The organism is Nocardia fodinahabitans (assembly GCF_052983615.1).
The window spans coordinates 5,086,513-5,107,001 of record NZ_JBRJJC010000001.1 but is presented as its reverse complement, the minus strand read 5'-3'; the positions used below and the strand labels follow the sequence as shown (position 1 = coordinate 5,107,001).

23 protein-coding genes and 1 pseudogene are annotated in these 20,489 nt (G+C 68.4%); 10 read left to right on the top strand and 14 right to left on the bottom strand.

All coding sequences use genetic code 11. The annotated features are described in order from the left end of the window. The first annotated feature begins 146 nt into the window (after positions 1–146). A complete protein-coding gene (locus NV348_RS23760) occupies positions 147–1,112 on the top strand; it encodes an alpha/beta hydrolase (RefSeq protein ID WP_098086740.1) in 966 nt (321 codons plus the stop codon). 51 nt (positions 1,113–1,163) lie between these two features. Here NV348_RS23760 and NV348_RS23755 read toward each other — a convergent pair whose 3' ends face one another. Continuing rightward, entirely contained in the window at positions 1,164–1,349 is a 186-nt protein-coding gene (locus tag NV348_RS23755) for a hypothetical protein (RefSeq protein ID WP_127516354.1), read from the bottom strand. Between the two features lie 384 nt (positions 1,350–1,733). Between NV348_RS23755 and NV348_RS23750 the strand changes: the two genes are divergently transcribed. The 3 genes from NV348_RS23750 (at position 1,734) to NV348_RS23740 (ending at position 3,168) form a co-directional block, all read left to right on the top strand. Next, complete coding sequence (locus NV348_RS23750) at positions 1,734–2,249, top strand: alcohol dehydrogenase catalytic domain-containing protein (RefSeq protein WP_447148851.1); 516 nt, start codon at positions 1,734–1,736, stop codon at positions 2,247–2,249. Next, complete coding sequence (locus NV348_RS23745; RefSeq protein ID WP_447148850.1) at positions 2,200–2,592, top strand: zinc-binding dehydrogenase; 393 nt, start codon at positions 2,200–2,202, stop codon at positions 2,590–2,592. Before NV348_RS23750 ends, NV348_RS23745 begins: the two co-directional genes overlap by 50 nt. Positions 2,593–2,979: 387 nt before the next feature. Further along, a complete protein-coding gene (locus NV348_RS23740) occupies positions 2,980–3,168 on the top strand; it encodes a YegP family protein (RefSeq protein WP_098086738.1) in 189 nt (62 codons plus the stop codon). Positions 3,169–3,753: 585 nt separating this feature from the next. Here NV348_RS23740 and NV348_RS23735 read toward each other — a convergent pair. Then, positions 3,754–3,978: a hypothetical protein gene (locus tag NV348_RS23735; RefSeq protein WP_098086737.1), complete on the bottom strand. Its 225-nt coding sequence runs from the start codon at positions 3,976–3,978 to the stop codon at positions 3,754–3,756. 22 nt (positions 3,979–4,000) lie between these two features. On the opposite strand from NV348_RS23735, the gene NV348_RS23730 reads away from it, so the two are divergent. Together NV348_RS23730 and NV348_RS23725 are read left to right on the top strand one after the other, a co-directional pair. Beyond that, positions 4,001–4,162 (top strand): hypothetical protein, encoded by a 162-nt coding sequence (locus tag NV348_RS23730; protein ID WP_172964592.1) that lies wholly within the window; start codon positions 4,001–4,003, stop codon positions 4,160–4,162. Between the two features lie 5 nt (positions 4,163–4,167). Beyond that, a complete protein-coding gene (locus NV348_RS23725; protein ID WP_098087164.1) occupies positions 4,168–4,536 on the top strand; it encodes a hypothetical protein in 369 nt (122 codons plus the stop codon). A 16-nt stretch (positions 4,537–4,552) separates the two neighbouring features. On the opposite strand, the gene cutA is transcribed toward NV348_RS23725, so the two are convergent. From cutA to NV348_RS23665, 12 genes are all read right to left on the bottom strand, one after another. Then, the gene (gene cutA, locus NV348_RS23720; protein ID WP_098086736.1) at positions 4,553–4,876 is read right to left on the bottom strand and encodes a divalent-cation tolerance protein CutA; all 324 of its coding nucleotides are present in this window, start codon (positions 4,874–4,876) and stop codon (positions 4,553–4,555) included. 548 nt (positions 4,877–5,424) lie between these two features. Beyond that, positions 5,425–6,537, bottom strand: coding sequence for an NDMA-dependent alcohol dehydrogenase (locus NV348_RS23715; RefSeq protein WP_098086735.1), 1,113 nt, complete (start codon positions 6,535–6,537; stop codon positions 5,425–5,427). Between the two features lie 76 nt (positions 6,538–6,613). Beyond that, positions 6,614–8,056, bottom strand: coding sequence for an aldehyde dehydrogenase (locus tag NV348_RS23710; protein WP_098086734.1), 1,443 nt, complete (start codon positions 8,054–8,056; stop codon positions 6,614–6,616). Positions 8,057–8,320: 264 nt separating this feature from the next. Beyond that, the gene (locus tag NV348_RS23705; RefSeq protein ID WP_172964591.1) at positions 8,321–8,857 is read right to left on the bottom strand and encodes a helix-turn-helix domain-containing protein; all 537 of its coding nucleotides are present in this window, start codon (positions 8,855–8,857) and stop codon (positions 8,321–8,323) included. After that, positions 8,829–9,296: an AraC-like ligand-binding domain-containing protein gene (locus NV348_RS23700; protein WP_098086733.1), complete on the bottom strand. Its 468-nt coding sequence runs from the start codon at positions 9,294–9,296 to the stop codon at positions 8,829–8,831. Before NV348_RS23700 ends, NV348_RS23705 begins: the two co-directional genes overlap by 29 nt. Before the next feature lie 22 nt (positions 9,297–9,318). After that, positions 9,319–10,236, bottom strand: coding sequence for an esterase/lipase family protein (locus tag NV348_RS23695; protein ID WP_253805109.1), 918 nt, complete (start codon positions 10,234–10,236; stop codon positions 9,319–9,321). A gap of 211 nt (positions 10,237–10,447) precedes the next feature. After that, positions 10,448–10,633, bottom strand: a complete 186-nt coding sequence (locus NV348_RS23690) for a hypothetical protein (RefSeq protein ID WP_127516351.1) — start codon at positions 10,631–10,633, stop codon at positions 10,448–10,450. Between the two features lie 244 nt (positions 10,634–10,877). Further along, entirely contained in the window at positions 10,878–13,115 is a 2,238-nt protein-coding gene (locus NV348_RS23685) for a heavy metal translocating P-type ATPase (protein ID WP_371392041.1), read from the bottom strand. A 44-nt stretch (positions 13,116–13,159) separates the two neighbouring features. After that, positions 13,160–13,531 (bottom strand): BlaI/MecI/CopY family transcriptional regulator, encoded by a 372-nt coding sequence (locus NV348_RS23680; RefSeq protein WP_216642012.1) that lies wholly within the window; start codon positions 13,529–13,531, stop codon positions 13,160–13,162. Between the two features lie 143 nt (positions 13,532–13,674). Further along, positions 13,675–13,917, bottom strand: coding sequence for a hypothetical protein (locus NV348_RS23675; protein ID WP_127516349.1), 243 nt, complete (start codon positions 13,915–13,917; stop codon positions 13,675–13,677). A 182-nt stretch (positions 13,918–14,099) separates the two neighbouring features. Further along, a complete protein-coding gene (locus NV348_RS23670; protein WP_098086728.1) occupies positions 14,100–15,641 on the bottom strand; it encodes a multicopper oxidase family protein in 1,542 nt (513 codons plus the stop codon). 92 nt (positions 15,642–15,733) lie between these two features. Further along, a complete protein-coding gene (locus tag NV348_RS23665) occupies positions 15,734–16,060 on the bottom strand; it encodes a hypothetical protein (RefSeq protein ID WP_447148849.1) in 327 nt (108 codons plus the stop codon). Between the two features lie 26 nt (positions 16,061–16,086). Between NV348_RS23665 and lpqS the strand changes: the two genes are divergently transcribed. From lpqS to NV348_RS23645, 4 genes and pseudogenes are all read left to right on the top strand, one after another. Continuing rightward, positions 16,087–16,881, top strand: a complete 795-nt coding sequence (gene lpqS, locus NV348_RS23660) for a putative copper homeostasis (lipo)protein LpqS (RefSeq protein WP_447148848.1) — start codon at positions 16,087–16,089, stop codon at positions 16,879–16,881. A 146-nt stretch (positions 16,882–17,027) separates the two neighbouring features. Beyond that, a complete protein-coding gene (locus tag NV348_RS23655) occupies positions 17,028–18,107 on the top strand; it encodes a PLP-dependent cysteine synthase family protein (protein ID WP_098087161.1) in 1,080 nt (359 codons plus the stop codon). After that, positions 18,104–19,318 (top strand): annotated as a pseudogene (locus NV348_RS23650) (MFS transporter); the annotation flags it as partial. The gene NV348_RS23655 and the pseudogene NV348_RS23650, both read left to right, overlap by 4 nt. A 474-nt stretch (positions 19,319–19,792) precedes the next feature. After that, the gene (locus NV348_RS23645; RefSeq protein ID WP_098086724.1) at positions 19,793–20,458 is read left to right on the top strand and encodes a YcnI family copper-binding membrane protein; all 666 of its coding nucleotides are present in this window, start codon (positions 19,793–19,795) and stop codon (positions 20,456–20,458) included. The last annotated feature ends 31 nt before the right edge of the window (positions 20,459–20,489 follow it).

Below are 20,489 nucleotides of genomic sequence, written 5' to 3'. Positions count from 1 at the left end.
TTTCGGTTCGACGAGATCGTGTGCGCGGTAGACCGCAGGCAGCGGATCCCAGTGGAGCGTCTTCTATGCAGTCATTCGTCTCAGTCATTCGACTACGATAGTGAGGCACAGATCACTTCTTGTCAATCAATCGCGAGGTTTCCGAAATGAACAACGACGTCCCCGCCTGGTGGAATCTGCTCGACGGCAACGCACAGGCAGCGGCCAGGATGATCGCCCATGCCCTGCCGAAACCGGTCCGGGAGCTGGGACCGGAGCAGGCCAGGGCGCTTCTGAACACGACTCCAGCTGCCGAGCCCATCACTCCGGTTGACCGCGTCGAACAACTGGCCATCCCGACCCGTGCAGGCGCGATCCGCGCTCGTCTGTACCGCGCGAACACTGCCGCTTCGGGCGGCGACACACCGGCTCTCGTCTACTTGCATGGCGGAGGTTTCATCCTGGGAACCCTGGACGGAGCCGACGAGCTGTGTCGCGCGATCGCCGCGGGATCCGCCTGGACGGTGGTGTCGCTGGACTACCGGCTCGCTCCCGAAAATCCGTACCCCGCAGCACTGGAAGACTGCCTCGACGCCTACGCATGGCTGACCCGGACAGCATCAGAGCTCGGTATCGATCCGGGACTGATAGCGATCGGGGGCGATTCCGCCGGAGGCAATCTCGCAGCAGCCCTCTGCCTGCACCGGCGCGACGAACGCAGCCCCCTACCCGTGACCCAGGTCCTCGCCTACCCCGCGGTCGACAGGACATTCTCCGCGCCGTCATGGTCGGAATTCGCCGATGCGCCGCTGCTCAGCACCGTGGACGCACGCTGGTGCTGGGACCATTACGTCGGCCCGGGACATCGGGCGGACGACCACCTCGCGGCACCCATGCGCGCCGAATCGCTGCACGGCCTCCCGCCCGCCCTGATCCTTACCGCCGAGGTTGATCCGATCCGGGACGACGCCGAAGCATACGCAGGACGGTTGCAGCGGGACGGCGTCCCCGTCTCGCTGACCAGGTATGCCGGCGTCTTCCATGGCTTCATCACCGAGGTGGATGTCTTCGCGCAGGCGAAGCAAGCCATCGACGAGGTATGCCAGCACCTGCGCCAGATCGCGCGGGCCTAGCGGTACTGCCGGCAGGTTGGCTGAGGGATTGCGACGACACGCTGTAAGTGTTCATTGAAAGGCCAATTTCTGCTGGCCCATCGACGTCCGGGCGGCCGAGTTACTTCCACATCTCGCCTCACGCTTGCCGATGTCGGCCTCGACCGTGCACGCCAGACTGGTGCGATTCCGGTTGAACAGGCTGTCCCACATCGATATCCGCACGGACCAGGTGATTCGCCGCACGAACATCGACATGCCAGGTCGTTCAATGGCGGCCCTCATCATATTTCAGTCAATAGACTTGATCACATGACTATACTTTCTGAGCTATGACCGAGACCACCCTCCTGCCCCCTCGGCGATCGGAGGGTGCCACGTGCTCACCGCGGATGTGCAGCTCACGACGCGGTCGTGAGCTGCACCCGCATCGCACCCGACAAGCGTGAAGAGGTTGACCATGACCGGAGCCGAATCAGTTCCCCGCGACCGCGCGATCGCGCGTGACCGCTTGGCTGAGGACGCCCCGCCGCAGCGCGTGGCCGCACGATGAGGGCCTGGGTGATCCGCGCCAAGCGGGAGCCACTCGAGCTGGTCAACTTCCCCGAGCCAGCGCTCCGGCCGGGGGAGGTGATACTCGACGTGCTCGCGGCCGGACTATGTCATTCCGATGTCGGCATCGTCGACGACGACGCCTTTCCGCTGCCTGCGTCGCCATTCGTTCTGGGGCATGAAATAGCGGGGACCGTCGCCGCAGTCGGCCCGGGAGTGACGGAGTGGGCTATCGGTGACGCGGTCTGCGTCGGTCCTCCGTCCGACGATTGCCCCGGCATCGACAGACACGGAGGCTATGCCGAAAAGGTCTCCGTTCCCGCCCGGATGCTGATCCGGATCCCTGACGAGTTGCCGTTCGAACTCGCGGCCGTGGCGATGGACGCCGGCATGACCTCGCACGCCGCGGTGATGACCGGCGCACAGGCCGGCCCCGGACGCAGGATCGGCATCATCGGGTTCGGCGGGCTGGGCCAGTTCGGCACCCGGATCGCCTCGCTCGCGGGTGCGCAGGTATACGTAGCAGAACTCAAACGCGATCGGTGGCCCGCCGCTCGTGCCGCCGGGCGCGGTGGAGGTAGGCGAGTCGATCGTCGAGTTCGCTGACCGTGACCTCGATGCGATCGTCGACTTCGCAGGCTTCGGGACCACGACGAGCGAGGCCATTCGAGCGGTGCGTCGACACGGGCGGGTAGTCCAAGTCGGACTGGGCGTGAGCACTGCGGAGATCAGTATGCTCGACCTCACTCTGGGCAGAGTCACGCTGATCGGTGTCATGGGCGGCGAGAGGCAAGACGCGGAGCGGGTGTGCGCGCTGATGGCAGCAGGACGCCTCGATGCGGACATCGAACTGATCGGCTTCGGTGACATCGCGGCGGGAGTCGAGCGCCTCAGGCGTGGACAGGTCGCAGGTCGACTCGTCGCCACCTTGGCTTCGAGACAAAATTAGTATCCAGTCAACGGCGGGCCAATTCCGACTCACAGTGAGCCAGTGGCCGAATCAACGGGTACGCGCCAAACCGGGGTGATGGTCGGGTCCGGCCAATCATCAGCTGCGGTGATCTCGGTAAGCGCAGCGACTACTTCGGGGTTGAGAGGAACGCTACGTCGCGCGTGTTCCCACTCCACGAGCTGACGCCCTCCTCGGTGCGATGGCGCGGAGGGCGTCGAACTTCCATTCCGCGTGCCAGCCGGTGGGCGGCCGCGGCCGCCATGCGGGATTGGCCAGCATCGGGGCTAGCACCCCCAGAGCCACAAAGATCAAGACTAGACCGGCCGGAGTGGCATAGTCTGCGCTGGTAGGCGCGTTTCCTTCGAATGAGAGCGAGGCCCGGTCATGGCAGGAAAGTTCGAGATCTTCGCCGACGCGTCGAGCAAGTTCCGGTGGCGGCTCAAGGCGGGCAACGGCGAGATCATCGCCCAGAGCCAGGCCTATGAGTCCAAGGACGCGGCGAAGAAGGGGATCGCTTCGGTACAGTCCAACGCCGCCGGCGCTACGGTCGTCGACCTCACCTCGGCGAAGTAGACGTCTGGCAACAGGACTCGGCGTCGACAACCGGTGGACATAGGAGCTGAGCGGCACTGGTCTCCGCTCAGCTCCTACACGTCACTGGCGCCTTCCAACTCGATGATCACTCGATCGTCGGTGATGTCGACGATGGTCACCGTGTTGTAGCTGTCGGTAAGTCCGCCGTGCATGGTGGCTCCCTCGCCGGCGGCGCACAGTACTTGTCACCCACCCGAACAGGGCCTTGATCTCCACCACCGCGGTATCGCCCTCGACCGCGACCAGGCGCACCGGCTTGCCGTACGCCGTCGCCGACGGATCTTCCACGCGCCGGGCGAAGACCACCGTGCAGACCATCGGAACGCTGTTGTCACACGACGCCTCACCACCTGGCCCGTTCTCCGTAGGGTTGGCGTACCAGACACCGAAGAGCAAGCCGAACGGGCAACACAACATCGCCACGACCAGCACATACAGACCCACATCGCGGACAAAATCGCGCACCCACCCCATGCACCCGCTCGTCGCACAGGATCGACCCGAAGGGGCCCGATTCTGCTGCCGCTCTGACGATCTCGGGTTCTGGCCGTGGCACCCGGGTGCTCAGTGCTCGCAGTCGTTGTGCACGGGTGGGCTGTAGACCGTGGCGCCGCACGCGAGGCAGGTGTGGGCGCGGTGGTGGCCGCCGACGCGGCGGCACGGCATCGCCGCGACCATCGCACGGCCCGCGCCGAGCCGGTGCCCGTTCGGACAGAACCGCGGCGAAGGCTCGGTCCACACGCTCAGCCGCAGGTAAGGGCGTGCCGACTCGCAGATCGATGCGAACATGTGTTCGACTATAGTATCGATTATGCAGGTAGGAGACTTAGTCCGGATCGGGACGAACGGCGTCAGCCAGTTCAAGATCGTCGAGATCGACGACACCGCCGCCCGGATCGAGCCGACCCTCGACGCCCCGGGCGCGTACCCGTTCTCGATGCGGCTGGTCGACCTGAGCCCCTGGACCGAGTGAGCGCGATGAGCGGCGGCGGAGACGAGCCGAGCGGGCCCGCGCGGACTGAGGGCACCTTCCCTCGGCCGCTGTACCCGCAGGCGCAGGGCCACTTCGCGCGGACCGTAGTGGAGGCGCCGAAGCCGGTGTGGGTGCGGCTGGACGCCATCGTGATCCGCGATCCCGGCACGCCCCGCCATGTCAACGGCGCCGGGCTGGACATGACCGGCGAGCGCCCGGGCCTGCTCACCCACTGGGTCCCGACCTTCGCCGGCGAGTGGCTGGGCCGGGTCACCTACTCGATCGCCTACGCCGACGGACGCCCGGACCTGCAGCTGACCGACCAGCTCGTGCCTGCCTACGCGCTGCGGCCGCGGCCAGCGGATCCGGCTTGACCGTCGTTCGTGCTGGTCAATCGGTTTGGGCCAGGACCCATTCGCGGTAGCCGTCGTGTGCCTCGACGATGGGCACGGCCAGGATCTGGGGTGTGTCGTAGGGATGCTCCACCGAGGCGCGGCGGATGATCTCGTCGACCGAGGACGCGCGGGTGTGGATCAGCACGAGCGCTTCGGCGTCGTCTTCGATCTTGTCCTCCCACGCGTAGATCGACCGCACGCCCGGGAGGATGTTCCCGCACGCGGCCAGCCGGTCAGCGACCAGGCGCCGGGTGAACTCGGCGAGCCAGTCGGCGGATTCGGCGGTGATCGTGATGGTGACTAGAGACTCTTCGGCCATGCGTGCAAGTTTCCACCGCTGGCGCGCAGCAGGTCCACCAACGGCTCGGCCAGCTCACCGCGGCGGGTGATCGCGCCCCATCCCCGGATCACGAGGCGGGCGCTCACGCCCGGCGCCTCGTCACATGAGAGGGCGGTAGCCCGGACCGGCGCTTTTCGAGGGGATCGTTGATTTCGAGGGGGACCATGGACGAAGATCAATCGGGCAAGAAGTGCCTTCGCGCCTGCCGGTATCCGCGCGGTCGATCGTGCCCCGCTCCGGTTTCACTCGAATGCGGGAACCGGCGGGCTGGTCCGAGGAACGCCGCATCTTCTCTCAGCCCAGGTAGAAATCCGTCTCGACAACCAGTTGGCCAGAGCAATTTCCCAGGTCGTCCGCTTTCCCTTCTTCGATGTGCCCCGCCGAGGAATCGAACCTGCGACTTCTCTTCGAAACCGCCGACGCGACCGCCATCGATTGACCGCATTCACGCCCCGGCGATACCCGCCGCGCAACGGCTCTGGAGGGCGGGATCCTCGACCCCACCCCCACAGGCCGGATCGGCGGGTTCAGTGAGAGTGAGTGATGATGCCGCGAATGTTTCTGCCCGCGTACATGTCCTTGTATCCCTGGTTGATCTCGGACAGCGGATACTCGGTAGTGACCGTCTCGTCGAGCTTGAGCTGGCCCGAACCATACAGCCGGAGCAGCCGGGGGATGTCCGCGCGTGGGTTCGCCTCACCGTAGAGGCTGCCGATCAGCTTCTTCTGGAACAGCGTCATCATCGCCATCGGGAGGGTCGCGGTCGTATCAGCGAACGGCGCGAGACCGGTCAATACGGCGGTTCCGCCCTTGCGGATGATGTCGACGGACTGGCCGACCATCTCGCCGGTGACGACGCCCGGGGTGAGGATCGACGCATCCGCCATCACACCTCGGGTGAGTTCGCCGACGAGAGCGGCCGCTTCATCGACGTCGGTGACGAAGTGGGTGGCCCCGAGTTCGATGAGTGTGTCGCGCTTGGACTCGATGAGGTCGACCGCGACGATATGCTCGGCGCCGGCTATGCGGGCGCCCTGGATGGCGCCGGAACCGATTCCGCCGCAGCCGATCACGACAACGGTGTCGCCCGGCTCGACCTTCGCCGAATTGACCGCCGATCCCCACCCGGTGGTCACGCCGCAGCCGACCAGCGCGGCCCGCTCGAGCGGGTAGTGGTCCTCGACCTTCACCAGGGACGCCTCGGGCACGGTCCCGTACTGCGCGAAGGTCCCGAGCATGGCGAGCGCGGCGATGTCGGTGCCGCGTGCCCTTCGCCGGAAGGTGCCGTCGAGCATTGTGCCCGCGAGGATTTCGGATCCCAGGTCGCAGAGGTTCTGGTGGCCGGTCGAGCACCAGCGGCACCGCCCACACGCCGGGAGGAAGGCTGCGACGACGTGATCCCCGGCCGCGAGGCCGCGCACACCGGGGCCGACCTCCTCGACCACGCCCGCGCCCTCGTGCCCGCCGACGATCGGCACGGCGGTCGGCATGTCGCCGGTGCGGGCGTGCTCGTCCGAATGGCACAGTCCGGCAGCCACCCAGCGGACGAGTACTTCGCCCTCCTTCGGGCCGTCGAGGTCGATCTCCTCGACACTCCAGTCGTCGCTGACATTCCACAGCACTGCGGCTTCGATCTTCATGTGATCCTCGATCTCTTGTCGGTACTCAGGGTTCGAACGGCCGGAGTCTTCCCGGCTCGCCGGCGGAATCCGGTTGTTACGGAGCGAGATACACCGATTGCTGGTTCTGGAAGGAGGCGAGACCCTCGGGTCCCAGTTCCCTACCGAGTCCGCTGTTCTTGATCCCGCCGAAGGGCGCGGCCGGGTCGGGCAGGTAGTAGTTGATGCCGACCGTCCCGGTCCGGACGCGACGGCTGATCTCCAGGCCGCGCTGCTCGTCGGCGGTCCAAACGGTGCCACCCAGGCCGTAGTCGCTGTTGTTGGCGATTGCGATAGCGTCCTCGACCGTGTCGTAGGGAATCGCGGCCAGCACCGGACCGAAGATCTCCTCTTGGGCGATCGTGGAGTTCGGATCGACGTCCGCGAAGAGGGTCGGCTCGACGAACCAGCCGCTGTCGAGGCCCTTCGGGCGACCGCCTCCCACGACCAAGCGGGCGCCCTCGCCGATTCCCTTTCGGATGTAGCCCTCGACGCGATCCCGGTGACGCTCGGAGACGACCGGGCCGACCTGGGTCGCCGGATCGAGCGCATCGCCCACCTGGACGCCGGACACGAAAGCGCCCAGCAGTCCGACGATTTCGTCGTAGCGCGATCGGGGAATCAGGATGCGACTGTTCAACACACAGGTCTGTCCGTTGTTGAGCAGCGTTGCCTGGAAGAAGTTCTCCATGTTCGCCGCGAGGTCGGCATCGTCCAAGACAATGGCCGCGGACTTGCCACCCAGTTCGAGGGTCACCGGGCGGAGCAGGTGTCCGCAGGTCGCGGCGATCTGCCGCCCGACCACGGTGGAGCCGGTGAACGTGATCTTGTCGACGTCGGGATGCTCGACCAGGGCGGCGCCTGCCTCGGCCCCGCCGGGCACGATGTTGACCACACCGGCCGGGATCCCCGCGCGCTGCACCGCTTCGGCGAACAGATAGGAGTCGAGGACGGTCTCCGGGCTCGGCTTGAGCACCACTGTGCAGCCGGCCGCCAATGCCGGAGCCAGCTTGCAGACGGTGACCAGGTTCGGGTAGTTCCACGGGACGATGGCGCCGACCACGCCGACCGGGAGCCGTCGGACGAGAACCCGACCTCCCAGTACGCCCGCCCGCTCCTCCTCCTCGGCGGTCGCCCGCACGAGCGCGGCGAAATACCGGTAGATCCCGACCGGCAGCGCGCCTTCGAGCTGCCCGGCGATGCTGATCGGCATTCCGTTCTGCTGCGCGACGGTCTTTGCCAGGTCGCCGCTGCGGAGTTCGAGTTCTGTCGCCAGCCGGTCGAGGGCATCGGCCCGCGCGTGCGGTGTCCACGCCGCCCACCCCAGCGGGTCGTCGAAAGCGCGGCGGGCCGCGGCCACCGCGGTGCCCACATCGGCGGCGCAAGCCTCCGGCGCCGATCCGATCCGCTCCCCTGTGCTCGCCGAAAGCACCTCGATGACGGACGTGGACGTGGGTGCGGTGAACCCGCCGTCGATGAACAGCATGTCGTGATCGGACATGGGCTACTCCTTGTGGATTGGGCCACAACGGTTCTGGTCGGCGTCCGGTCTCCAGGAAAGGAAGCGGCCGGAGGGAGTTGCGCGACCTGCGGTGGCGTCACCAACAAGTATGCTGCGTCACACCGGAGCTGTATTGGACCAGCGTGACGAGGCGAATGAACCGCAGTGCCCGATCATCGGCGACGCACTGTCGGAGTCGCGGCGGCGGCACGGTCGGCGGGTAGGTCCGCAGGGCAGTTACCCAGCTGCGCCGCGGTGCGCGTGTCAGACTGCTAGCTCGCCGCGCCGGCGCGCGTCGATGTTCCGCTGCCGGTAGGCGGCCGGCGGCATCCCGTACTCATTCTTGAACGCACGATTGAAATGACTCGCATCCGCGAAGCCGAACCGGGACGCGATCGAAGCGACGGTGCGGTCGGTGCGGCACAACTCCGCCCGCGCCCGCGCGATCCGGCGCCGACGAACCATCGCGCCGAGGGATTCCCCGGCCTCGGCGAAGGCCCGGTGCACCGTCCGCACCGACACGGCGTGCGCCGCGGCCACCGAAGCCGGGGTGATCTCCTCGAACAGATGGCCCTCGATCCATTGCTCGATCGTCACTCGAAGTGCCGCTACCGCACTGCATGCAGCCGCACCGACCTCCGGACGCAACGCGCCGGAGACGAGCTCGAGCGTGGCATTTCGGGCAGAAGCGACAGCGATACCCGACAGTGCGGGGCCGGAATCGACCAGCGCGTCGATGAAGCCCGACAGCAGGCGGGTGGCAGGCCCGTCCTCACGCGCGAGGAGACCCTTCGACCCCAAATGACACACCGAGGTCCCTGAAGACCGATCCGGGGATGAGGAGCACCCGCTTGCTGACAGTGCCGTCGAGGTCGAACCGGACCGGGCGGCGAGTGTCCCAAACGGCCAGGTCACCACCCCTGAGTACGGCACCGGAGTCGGCGTGCGACATCTGCTCCACGCCGCCGCGGATCGTCGCGACCGCGACCAGATCGGTAGTCGCACCGGCGATCAACCGCTCTGTCGGCGACAGCGAGAGTGGCCCACTGCGCCAGTCGACCAGAAGGATCTCGCCGAGCGGCCGGTGCACGTGCAGGTGGCCCGACGACGCCCGGGAACGGGTGGGCACCGACGCCTCGAAAGCGATCCCGATCCCGGACATCGCCTGTTCCCACTGTGCCGCACACATCGACGTCGAATCGCCGTCGATCGCGACTACCTCGGCACCCGCACCCGTCATTCTCCGTGTGCCCCTTCGATGGTCAGCCGGTGAACGGTGGCGTGAACGTGCACGGCACCTCGCGCGGATGCGCCGGGTCGAGAGCGTTCAGGACCATGTAGGCCGCCCGCTTCGAGCCGGCGACCCCGGCATGCTCCGAATAGTCCTGGGCGCAGCCGTCCTGGACGACGATGTTGGTGACGTCGTAGCCGGGCAGGCCCGGCACCAGACCCTGGGTGTACGGCACGACCAACTCGTCGTATCGGGTCGCGATGTTGGTGTACTCGATCCCCTTCAGGTACGGGGTCCCGTCCGCGCTGATCCGGTTCAACACATCGGATCCGGGGGCGAACTGACCACACGCCTGGCAGACCGGAACCGAGGTGTCGGGAAGGCCCAACCGGCGGACGAACGCAAGAGCCACGTCCACGCCGAGCACTCTCGAGCCCAACCAGCCCGGAGCCAGCGATACGTAGTGGGAGATCTTCGACTCTCCGCCGAGCACCTTCGCGTAGTACTGCGGAACCACCGTGCCCTGGGAATGTCCGACGACGTCCACCGACGACGCACCCGTAGCGGCCAGAACGCGGTCGACGAAGGCGCCGAACTGCCGCGCGCTGTCCTCGATCGGCGCCATGCCGCCGATCGCCGAGATCGGCCACGGCGCGCCCGGGACAGCGCCGTAGGTGAGGGCGAACACGCAAAAGCCCGCGTTCGCGAGCATCGGGACGTAGCCACCCCAGTTTGTCTGCTGCCCGCCGCCGGTGCCGTGGACCAGCACCACCGGTCGCGGGTGCTCGACGGTGGGCTTGCATCCGAAGTCATTGGAACCGGGCAGCGACCCGCCTGGATCGGCCAGTTCGTTCGGAACACCCGCGAAGAAGTTGTAGTTCTCGGGAAGCGGTTCGGCGGCCACCGGGCCCGTCCCGAAGGGCAGCACCAACGCAACCAGCGAGAGCATGAAGACAGCAGAACGCGATGTCCGGAACATTCGGCCTCCGATTGTTGTTTAGATCATGAACCTAGCAAGCGCTTGGTTCATTAGCTCGAGAATGCGGCGCTCGACTACATCGAAATCGGCCCCAGTTGTCGAGCGCTGTGAAGTGAGAATTCGGGGCGAGCCTGCCCGAAACTGCCCCTGATTCTCGGACTCGTCGAAATGTTCGACCGGATCAATCGGCGCTCCCAGCGACGTCGAGACCGAGGATCGTTGTGGCAACCGCGAGGAGGTCACGCTCGAAGGTGGGGCGCCGCCGAAGATGCGAGATCGTCAGCAACGACGCGATGCTCCAGGAGGTCAGCTGCGCGAACGCCGCGGACTCGTCCTTCGCCAGGTCGGGACGGGCCTGCCGCAGCAACGCGGCCCACTCCTGGATGTATCCGTCGTGACTCGCCCGGAGTTGACCCCGCTCCGGCTCCGGGAGACTTCGGAGATGCCGGTGCAGGGCCAACGTCGTTTGCCCCGCGCGGGGCCAAAGATGACCCTGACCTACAGAGATGACAGGGCAGGGCCGGTGACCGGCCGGAGCACAATGCTCTACCGACAGACCTTTTCGTGCTGGCCGCTCGTGACGTCTGCGAAGTACCCTAGCGTCGGCCAAGTCAACGCTTGTGAGCCACGACCTCAGCCGGGTCGAGGTCGAGGCGGCGCAGGAGTTGGGCGTTGAGCGCGACGACGACCGTGGAGGCCGACATCAGCAGCGCGCCCACTTCCATCGGCAGGGTGATGCCCCAGTGCGACAGGACACCGGCGGCCAGGGGAACGGCGATGATGTTGTATCCGGCCGCCCAGACCAGGTTCTGGATCATCTTGCGGTAGGTGGCGTGGGAGAGTTCGATGATCGAGAGCACCGCGCGGGGGTCGTCCCCGGCGAGGACGACCCCCGCGGAGGCGATGGCGACATCGGTGCCCGCGCCGATCGCGATGCCGACGTCGGCGCGCGCGAGCGCCGGCGCGTCGTTGACACCGTCGCCGACCATGGCGACGGTGCGCCCGGCGTCCTGGAGCGCCTGCACCTTCGCGCCTTTGTCCTGGGGCAGGACGCCGGCGAAGACCTCGTCGATACCGAGCTGAGCGGCCACTGTCCTGGCCACGGGTTCGGCGTCGCCGGTGATCATGGCGACGTGGATGCCGCGGGCGTGCAGCGCCTCGATGGCCTGGGCGGATTCGGGGCGGATCTCATCGGCGAGCGCGAGCGCGCCGACGAGCTTGCCGTCCCGCAGCACGTGCAGCACTGTCGAGCCCTGCGCGGACCATTCCGCGGCGGTAGCGGCCGGGTCGAGCCCGTGCTGGGAGAGCAGGGCAGGCCCGCCGACACTGACGGTCGCGCCGTCGACGGTGGCGGTGACGCCGACGCCGTTGTGGGCGGTGAACTCGGTGGCGGCGGGGATGGCGATCCCCCGCTCGGTGGCGGTGTGGACGATGGCGCGCCCGAGCGGATGTTCACTGTCGGCTTCGGCGGCCGCGGCCAGGGCGAGCACCTGATCGTCGCCGAGGTCGGGCGTAGTGGCGGTGGTCGCGACGACGGCGGGTTCGCCGCGGGTCAGGGTGCCGGTCTTGTCGAACAGGATCGCGTCGACGGTGCGCATGGTCTCGAGCGCACGACGATCGGTGATGAGCACGCCCGCCTTGGCGGCGCGTTCGGTGGCGATCGAGACCACCAGCGGAATGGCCAAGCCGAGCGCGTGCGGACAGGCGATGACGAGCACGGTGATGGTACGGGTCACCGCGGTCTCGGGCTGGCCGAGCAGCAGCCAGGCGATCGCGGTGACGACAGCGGCGCCGGAGGCGAACCAGAACAGCCAGCCCGCGGCCCGATCGGCCAGTACCTGGGCTCGCGAGGTGGAGTTCTGCGCCTCGGCCACCAGACGCTGGATGCCCGCGAGCGCGGTGTCGGAGCCGACCGCGGTGATGCGTACCCGCAGCGCGCTGTCGGTGGTGACGGTGCCCGCGACGACCCGGTCACCGGGTTCGCGCCGCACGGCACGCGATTCGCCGGTGATCATGGATTCGTCGACATCGGCGCTGCCGGTCTCGACGGTGCCGTCGGCGGGCACCCGGCCGCCGGGGCGGACCACGACGAGGTCTCCGGTGCGCAGGTCGTCGACGGGAACGGTGGACGTCGTGCCGTCGTCGCCGAGGCGTTCGGCCTCGTCGGGCAGTAGCGCGGCCAGCGACTCGAGCGCACTCGACGCCTGACCGAGCGAGCGCATCTCGATCCAGTGCCCCAGCAGCATGATCACGATGAGCAGCGCCAGTTCCCACCAGTAGTCGAGCTCGTGGGCCAGCAGTCCGAGGGTCGATCCCCATGACGCGGCGAAGGCGACCGTGATGGCGAGCGAGATCAGCAGCATCATCCCGGGTTTGCGAGCCCGGATCTCACCGACGGCGCCGGTGAGGAACGGCCGGCCACCCCAGAAGAACATCACCGTGCCCAGCACGGGCGAGACCCAGCGCAACGCGGAGGGAACCGTGTAGCCGACGAGGTCGGCGAACATCATGTCCGCCGCGACCACGGGCACCGCCAGCGCCAGCATCAACCAGAACAGCCGCCGGAACATCGCGACGTGGTCGCCGTGCCCGGCATGGCCGGCGTGCCCGGCATGGTCGCCGTGCGCGGCGTGATCGTCGTGCCCGGCGTGGTCAGCGTGGTCGCCGTGGTCGGCGTGTCCACCGTGACCTGCGTGGGCGACGGCCGCAGTGTCGTGTCCGGCGTCCTCGTGCACGACGACTCCGGCTTCACCATGGCTGCCGTCGCCGGTGGGCGGATGGCCGCCGTGGTGGGTTTCGCCGGTCGACTGGTCGGGCGCGGGGTCGCTGCCGGGATGATCGCTGGGCATACGCTGATGTCCTCCGTGGTCGGTGGAACGGGAGCGAACGAGTCTCAGCCCTTGCCGCGTTGCGGCCGGAGACGGCGGAGCAGGGCGCGCAGCGCGTCGGATTCGTCGTCGCTGATCTGCTCGACGAAATGCGCGAGCACCAGGTCGGATCGCGCTCCTTCGAGGGCGGCGCGCATGAGCTGGGCGCTGTATTCCTCGCGGCTGAGGGTGGGCCAGTAGCGGTAGGCCTTTCCGTGGCGTTCCCGGGCCAGCCAGCCCTTGCGGTGCAGGTTGTCCATGGTGGACATGACGGTGGTGTAAGCGATCTCCCGCTCACGCAGCAGGCCCTCGTAGATCTCGCGAACGGTGACATCGTCCTCGGCCGACCACATGCGGTCCATCACTACGGCTTCCAGATCGCCGAAACGGTGCCCCACGGCCATCCTCCTGACAGGAACCTTAAATCTACGTAGCAATATCGTAGGATGTTCGGCGGCATTCTGCCACTCCGAGCGGGAAAGACACCGGGACAGTGCCGGCCGCCACAGGAGCCGGTCGGCACTGTCCGCGGCTGGCCGCGCTACGCGCTACCGGTGCGGAGCAGCGAGAACGGGGTTCGGTTGTGGTGGTGCCCGTTGCGGCTGCCATGGTCGTTGCCATGGTGACCGCCGGGCCTGGCCGTGATCTCCGTTCCCGCCGAGGCCGGAGTCGGATCGGCGATGGCCGGGGCGGCCAGCGTCGCGGCGGCCGCGACGGCAGCCAACGTGAAGCCCAGCCGGATGGCCGGACGACGCGAGCGGGGCGAAGAGGACAGAGCAGTCATGATCAGCTTTCCTGGTAATTCGACGTCCTACGTAAGTAGGCAGTAATTCGGCTCGTGACTACATCCGGCAGCACGCCATCGCGGCACACATCAAGTCGCACAGCATCTTCCACAGGTCCATCGGTCTTCACCTCCTGACGAATCGTCTCGTTTTCGGCCGATCTCGCCGGCGAGGGCCGCCGCTACTGCCGGTAGGAGAGCACCGACATCATTCCGGCCTCGCCGTGATAGACGTTGTGGCAGTGCAGCATCCACTGCCCGGGGTTGTCGGTGTCGAAGTCGACTTCGACCGTCCGCATGGGCGCCACGATCGAGGTGTCCTTCCGCGGACCCGCCCCGGCGCCGGCGACGACCTGGAAGGTGTGGCCGTGCAGGTGCATCGGGTGCCACATCATGGACCTGTTGACGAAGCGCAGCCGAACCCGTTGTCCGGCCGACACATCGAGCGCGGCGTGGTCGGGGAAGGCCTTGCCGTTGATGGTCCAGAGGTATTCGGTCGCGTCGGACCCGAGGGTGACATCGAGGGTTACGTTGGGCCGGCGATCGGGCAGCCGGACACTGTCGAGGGCGGTCAGCGTCTGCGCCGACAACGGAATCGCGGCCAGCTCGGTGGGCCGCGCGTCCGGTGGCGGCGGCGTCCCCGCGCCGGTACGCACCAGCGCGAATCCCTGACCACTCTTTCCCTCGGCGGAGGCGACCAGCGGGAAGACGCCGTCACCGAGCTCGACGACGGCGTCGTAGCGTTCACCCATGCCGATCAGCACGGTCGAGGTGGTGGTGGGCACCACCGGGAAGCCGTCGGTGTGGGTGACGCGCAGCCGGTGACCTCCGAGCGCGACCCGGAACGCGGTGTCGGCGGCGGCATTGATGATCCGCAGGCGCATGCGCTGCCCCGGCCGCGCCGTCAGCACAGCGGGGTCGGTGCCGATCCTGCCGTTGATCAGGTAGTAGGGGTACCGCACGTCGCCCGTGTCGGCGCCGAGCGGCGCCGCGGGATCGACCGGCATGCTCGTGGTCGCCGAACCGCCCATGGACATGCCGCCGTGGTCCATGCCCCCGCCGGCGGGCGGGCCCATGTCCATACCCGCCATGCCCTGCGCGCGGAGGGCGGCGAGTTCCCGATCGGGGTCGCGCCCGTCGACGCCGTCGAGCCAGTCGTCCAGGACGATCACCGCCTCCAGGTCGTAGTCCTTGCCGTCGTCGGGATCCTCGACGATCAAGGGCGCGTACAGACCGCGGTCGAGCTGCACGCCGACATGCGGATGGAAGAAGTGCGTGCCGGCGTCGGGGACGGTGAACTCATAGCCGAACGTGGCGCCCGGATCGATCGGGGGCTGAGTGAGGCCGGGAACGCCGTCCATGTCGTTGCGCAGGGCGATGCCGTGCCAGTGCACCGTGGTCGGCGCGGGCAGCGCGTTGGTGAGATCGGCACGCAGCACTTCACCACGGCGCAGCCGGATCTCCCGGCCGGGTAGTTCGCCGCCGTAGGTCCAGGTGTCGACACGCACACCACCGAGATCGACGGTGGCCGGCCGTGCGTGCAGTGCGACTCGGCGAATCGGGGCGTCCGCCGCGCGGCGGGCGGCTTCGGCGGACCGGACCGACTCGTCGCCCGGACCGACCGGACCGGCTTTCGGCGTGCCGGGCCCGCCGCAGGCGGCGAGCAGAGCCGCGGCACCCGCCCCGGCTCCCAGCGCCAGGAAAGAGCGCCGCGAGCGGGGCATCGCCGGAACGTGCGTTGGTGACGGCAAGGTTCTCCTTCATCGATGTCGGCGTTCCGATCGCCGCGGGGCCGCGGCGGATTCACTGCTGTTGATCAGCGCGGCCCGGTGCACTCTCGCGGGGCACACAGATCGCCCCCGTCGGAGGATCCGTTGCGGCTGGGGTCGGAGCGGTCGTGACCGTGGCCACGCGCCCGGCCGTCGTCGTGGTGTCCGTTGTCCACACGACTGTTCCCGTGCCAGTAGCTGCCGCGCCCGTTGTCGGCTGCCGCACTGTGCCCCGGCCTGCCGTCGGCACCGGCCGACGCCGGTGCCGCGATGGCCGGTGCCGCGGCGAGCAGAGTCGCCGCCACCCCGATCGTGGTCGCCGCTACCAGTCGAGCGGGTAGGGCGGTGGGTCTTTTCGTCCCGATGATGGCCACCATGGCCTCCTTTTCTCGATTCCGGTGTGGTTCGCCGCGCGTTCACCGCCGATCACGGCCCCGTCACCGGGTGGTGTCGTGGAGGTGACGCCCGCGGCCCGGCGGGGCCGACACGCCGTAGCGTGCGCCTGGTCACACAATCTAAACTACTTACGTACCGAGATAGTAGATTGATCGGAGGAGATGTCAACCGGCGTCTGCGACGTGACGTGATTCGACAGCGAGAATTGTTGTCGCCACAGTTATTTGGCAGAGGGAGAGAGAAGGTGAACGACGTACGGACGCGACCGGGGGCACCGCTGTCACCGTGCGCGGTCAGTAGGTCGCGAACCCGCCGCCTCCCTCACCGACCGTCGTTGAACGGGCGGAATCGGCTGATACGGCTCCGCTGTCATCGCCGCATTGTGGTTTCCCTCCGGCGAGCGCGATACGGTAGCTGGCTCGCAACACTGCTACTGGCAGCACTGGTGCTGATGCCCGCCGTCGACTGCCTGCTCTTCGACACCGACGACCACCCGGCAGGCCACCACGCGGTGACCACCTTCGCGCTGCCGGACGCCGATACCGGACACGACCACACGCGAGAACAGGCCGACGCGGAACACTGCGTGGCACCGGTGGTGCACTGCCCGAGCAAGGCCCTGCCCCCGGCGACGGTATCGATGACGCTGGTGGCATTGATACTGGCCGCCTTCACCGCGCTCTGGACCGCACCCGCCTCGGCCGCCGCGTCCACCCACGGCGGTGTCCGCGGGCCGCCGAATCCGCTGTCGGCCGATGGCCGCACCGTTCTGACTCTCTTCTGCATCTCCCGACGCTGATCGGTCAGCGTCAGGCCGGCCTCTCGCGCCGGCCGGGGACCGCTGCCCACCGTCGTGGCGCACCGCTGAGCGGGCGCCGTCGCAGAGAAGAGACAGCAATCGTGAACAAGACCGTGTACCACACCGAGCTCGGACTCCCCCGTCGCATGTTCGGCGCGCCCGATGCCGCCGACGCCCCACGTATGCTGGTCGGCAACACCCCGGTGTTGTGGATCGGCGAGCCGCTGACCGCCCCTGGACGCGGGTTCTGGGCCAAGCTCGAAGGTTTCAACCCCGGTGGCATGAAGGACCGGCCCGCCCTGCACATGGTGCGCTGTGCCCGCGAGCGCGGCGAGCTGCGCCCCGGTGGGCGCATCGTCGAATCGACCAGCGGCACACTCGGAATGGGATTGGCGCTGGCCGGCATGGTGTACGGGCACCCGGTGACCGTCGTGACCGATCCCGGCCTCGAGCCGATCGTGGCGCAGATGCTGGCCGCCTACGGCGCGACAGTCGACCTGGTCGAGCGACCGCACCCAGTAGGAGGCTGGCAGCAAGCGCGCCGCGATCGCGTCGCCCAGCTCCTGGCCGCCGAGTCCGATGCCTGGTGCCCCGACCAGTACAGCAATCCCGACAACGTCGACGGCTACGAGTCCCTGGCGCTGGAACTGATCGAACAGCTGGGCACCGTCGACGTGCTGGTCTGCGCGGTGGGCACCGGCGGCCACTCGGCCGGGGTTGCCCGGGTGCTGCGCCGCTACAACCCCGAACTGCGGCTCGTCGGCGTCGACACGATCGCCTCGACGATCTTCGGCCAGCCCGCAGGCCCGCGCCTCATGCGCGGGCTGGGATCGAGCATCTACCCCGCCAACGTCGACTACGACGCCTTCGACGAAGTCCACTGGGTCGCCCCCGCCGAATCGGTCTGGGCCTGCCGCACACTCGCCGCGACCCACCACGCGACCGGCGGATGGAGCGTCGGCGCTGTCGCACTGGTGGCAGGCTGGGCCGCGCGCGTCGCCGCCCCGTCGACCCGCATCGCCGCGGTGTTCCCCGACGGACCCCACCGCTACTTCGACACCGTCTACAACGACACCTATTGCGCCGAGAACGGGCTGCTCACCGGCGCGCCTGCATCCGAACCCGACGCCCTCGCCCACCTCGGCGAGCGCGTCGTCGAGCGCTGGTCCCGGTGCACCACGGTGGTCTCTCCCGCGGCGATGCGCGCTGCCGAGGTCGCCTCGTGACCGTGATCGCCAAGTTCCGCGGCTTCGACCTGCCCGCTCGGCTGCTGATGATCAATCAGTTCGGCATCAACCTGGGCTTCTACATGTTGATGCCGTATCTGGCCGGGTATCTGGCGGGTCCGCTGGGCTTGGCGGCGTGGGCGGTCGGCCTCGTGCTCGGGGTGCGCAACTTCTCCCAGCAGGGCATGTTCCTCATCGGTGGCACGCTGGCCGACCGGCTCGGTTACAAGCCCCTTATCGTGGCCGGATGTCTGCTGCGCACGGGCGGATTCGCACTGCTCGTCTTCGCGGATTCGCTGCCTGCGGTGCTGATCGCCTCGGCCGCAACCGGCTTCGCCGGCGCCCTGTTCAATCCGGCGGTGCGTGCCTATCTCGCCGCCGACACCGGGGAGCGCCGGGTCGAGGCCTTCGCGATGTTCAACATGTTCTATCAAGCGGGCATCCTCGCCGGGCCGCTGGTGGGGCTGGCGCTGATGGCGGTGGACTTCCGGGTCACCGCCGGCGCCGCGGCCGCGGTGTTCGCCGCGCTGACCATCGCGCAGCTGTTCGCCCTGCCCGCCCGTCGAGCCGAGACCACGGCCACGCCGACCTCAGTGCTCGAGGATTGGCGCACCGTGGTGTCCAACAGACGCTTCCTCGCGTTCTCCGTGGCCATGATCGGCTCCTATGTCCTGTCGTTCCAGGTGTATCTGGCCTTGCCGTTGCAGGCGGAGTTCATCGCGGGCGAGAACTCGCAGTTGCTGGTCTCGGCACTGTTCGTCGTCTCGGGCATCGTCGCGGTGGCCGGTCAGCTGCGGATCACCGCGTGGCTGCGCGCACGGTGGGGTCCCGGCAAGAGCCTGGTCGCCGGAATGGCCGTTCTCACCGTGGCTTTCGTGCCGTTGATCATCGTGTCGGGGCCCGGCATGTTCGGCACCGTCGCGGCGATCACTGCGCTGTTGCTCACCACCACGCTGCTGGCGATCGGCACGGCGGCGGTGTTCCCGTTCGAGATGGACACCGTGGTGTCGCTGTCGGGAAACAAGCTGGTGGCCACGCACTACGGCTTCTACAACACCGTCGTCGGGATCGGGATCCTGGTCGGCAATCTCGCCACCGGCACCCTGGTAGGCGCCGCCCGCACCGCCGGGTTGAACTGGACGGTCTGGGCCGGTCTCACGGCGATCGGCACGCTGGCCGTCTTCGCCCTGCTGCGCCTGGAACGCACCGGCACCGACACCGCGATCGACCCGCCCACCGGCAGACACCGGCTGCCCAGCGGCCGTCACCGCCCGGGCGAACCGGTCTTCGCCGGTTCGGGCGCGCCGACCACACCACTGCTGCGCCTGCGCGCCGCCGCTGCCCCGCCGACCGTGTCCGTGTCGACCCGGCCCGGCCCGGACGCGCGCGGATATCGGCGTCCACCACGGCGCCATCAACCGCCCGGCGAGAACCGGGCGGGTCGACTCCCCAACGGGGAGCCTCGTCCCTGGCCGAGCACCGGCGACGACCGCCGTGGACATCGCCGCGTCCTGCCGCCCGCTCCGGGTGGGGCGGAGAGGCGCCGCTATCCGGCGGGCCCGCCGGACCAACGGCGGTGAGCGCGAACGCGTTCCGCGCGCGGGCAGCCGGGCAAGCCGACTCGCGCCGAGGTCCCCCAGTCGGGTCTCGGCTCCGTCTCCCGCTCTCTTTCAAGGACACATGACATGAAGACAGTTCTGCGGCGGCTCGCCGTCACCGCCGGGGCCGCCGCGTTCGCGACCGCGTTCGCCGGCGGCGTCGCCTCCGCTCACCTGGCCGTCGAGGCTCCGGGCGCCAAACAAGGCTCCTCATCGGTGCTCTCGTTCCGCATCTCCAACGAGTCCGAGACCGCCTCCACCACCGCCCTCACCGTCGAACTGCCCGGGTTGAAGACCGCGCGCACCGAACCGCTCCCCGGCTGGACCGCCGCCGTCACCCGCGACCCGGCCAAGATGGCCACGTCGGTCACCTGGACCGCCGCACCGGAATCCGGGGTCGGCCCAGGCCAGTTCCAGCGGTTCGTGCTCTACGCGGGACCGCTCCCGACGCGGGAGACGGTGGCGTTCAAGGCCGTTCAGACCTACAGCGACGGCAAGGTCGTCACCTGGGATCAAGCCGCCGCCGCGGGCGCGCCGGAACCGGAGTACCCGCTCCCGGTGCTGGCACTGTCCGCCGCACCGGCAGGCGGCGATCACTCGCACAGCACCGATGCCGCCGCTGAACACGAGGAATCCGAAGCCGGTTCCGACTCCGCGGCGCGTCTGCTCGCCGCGGGCGGCCTCGCATTGGGCACACTCGCGGCGGCAGCCGGACTGACCGCACTGGTGCGAACCCGCCGCACCGCCGGGTAAGCCGACGCGGCCGGCGCGTCCACTCGGCGCA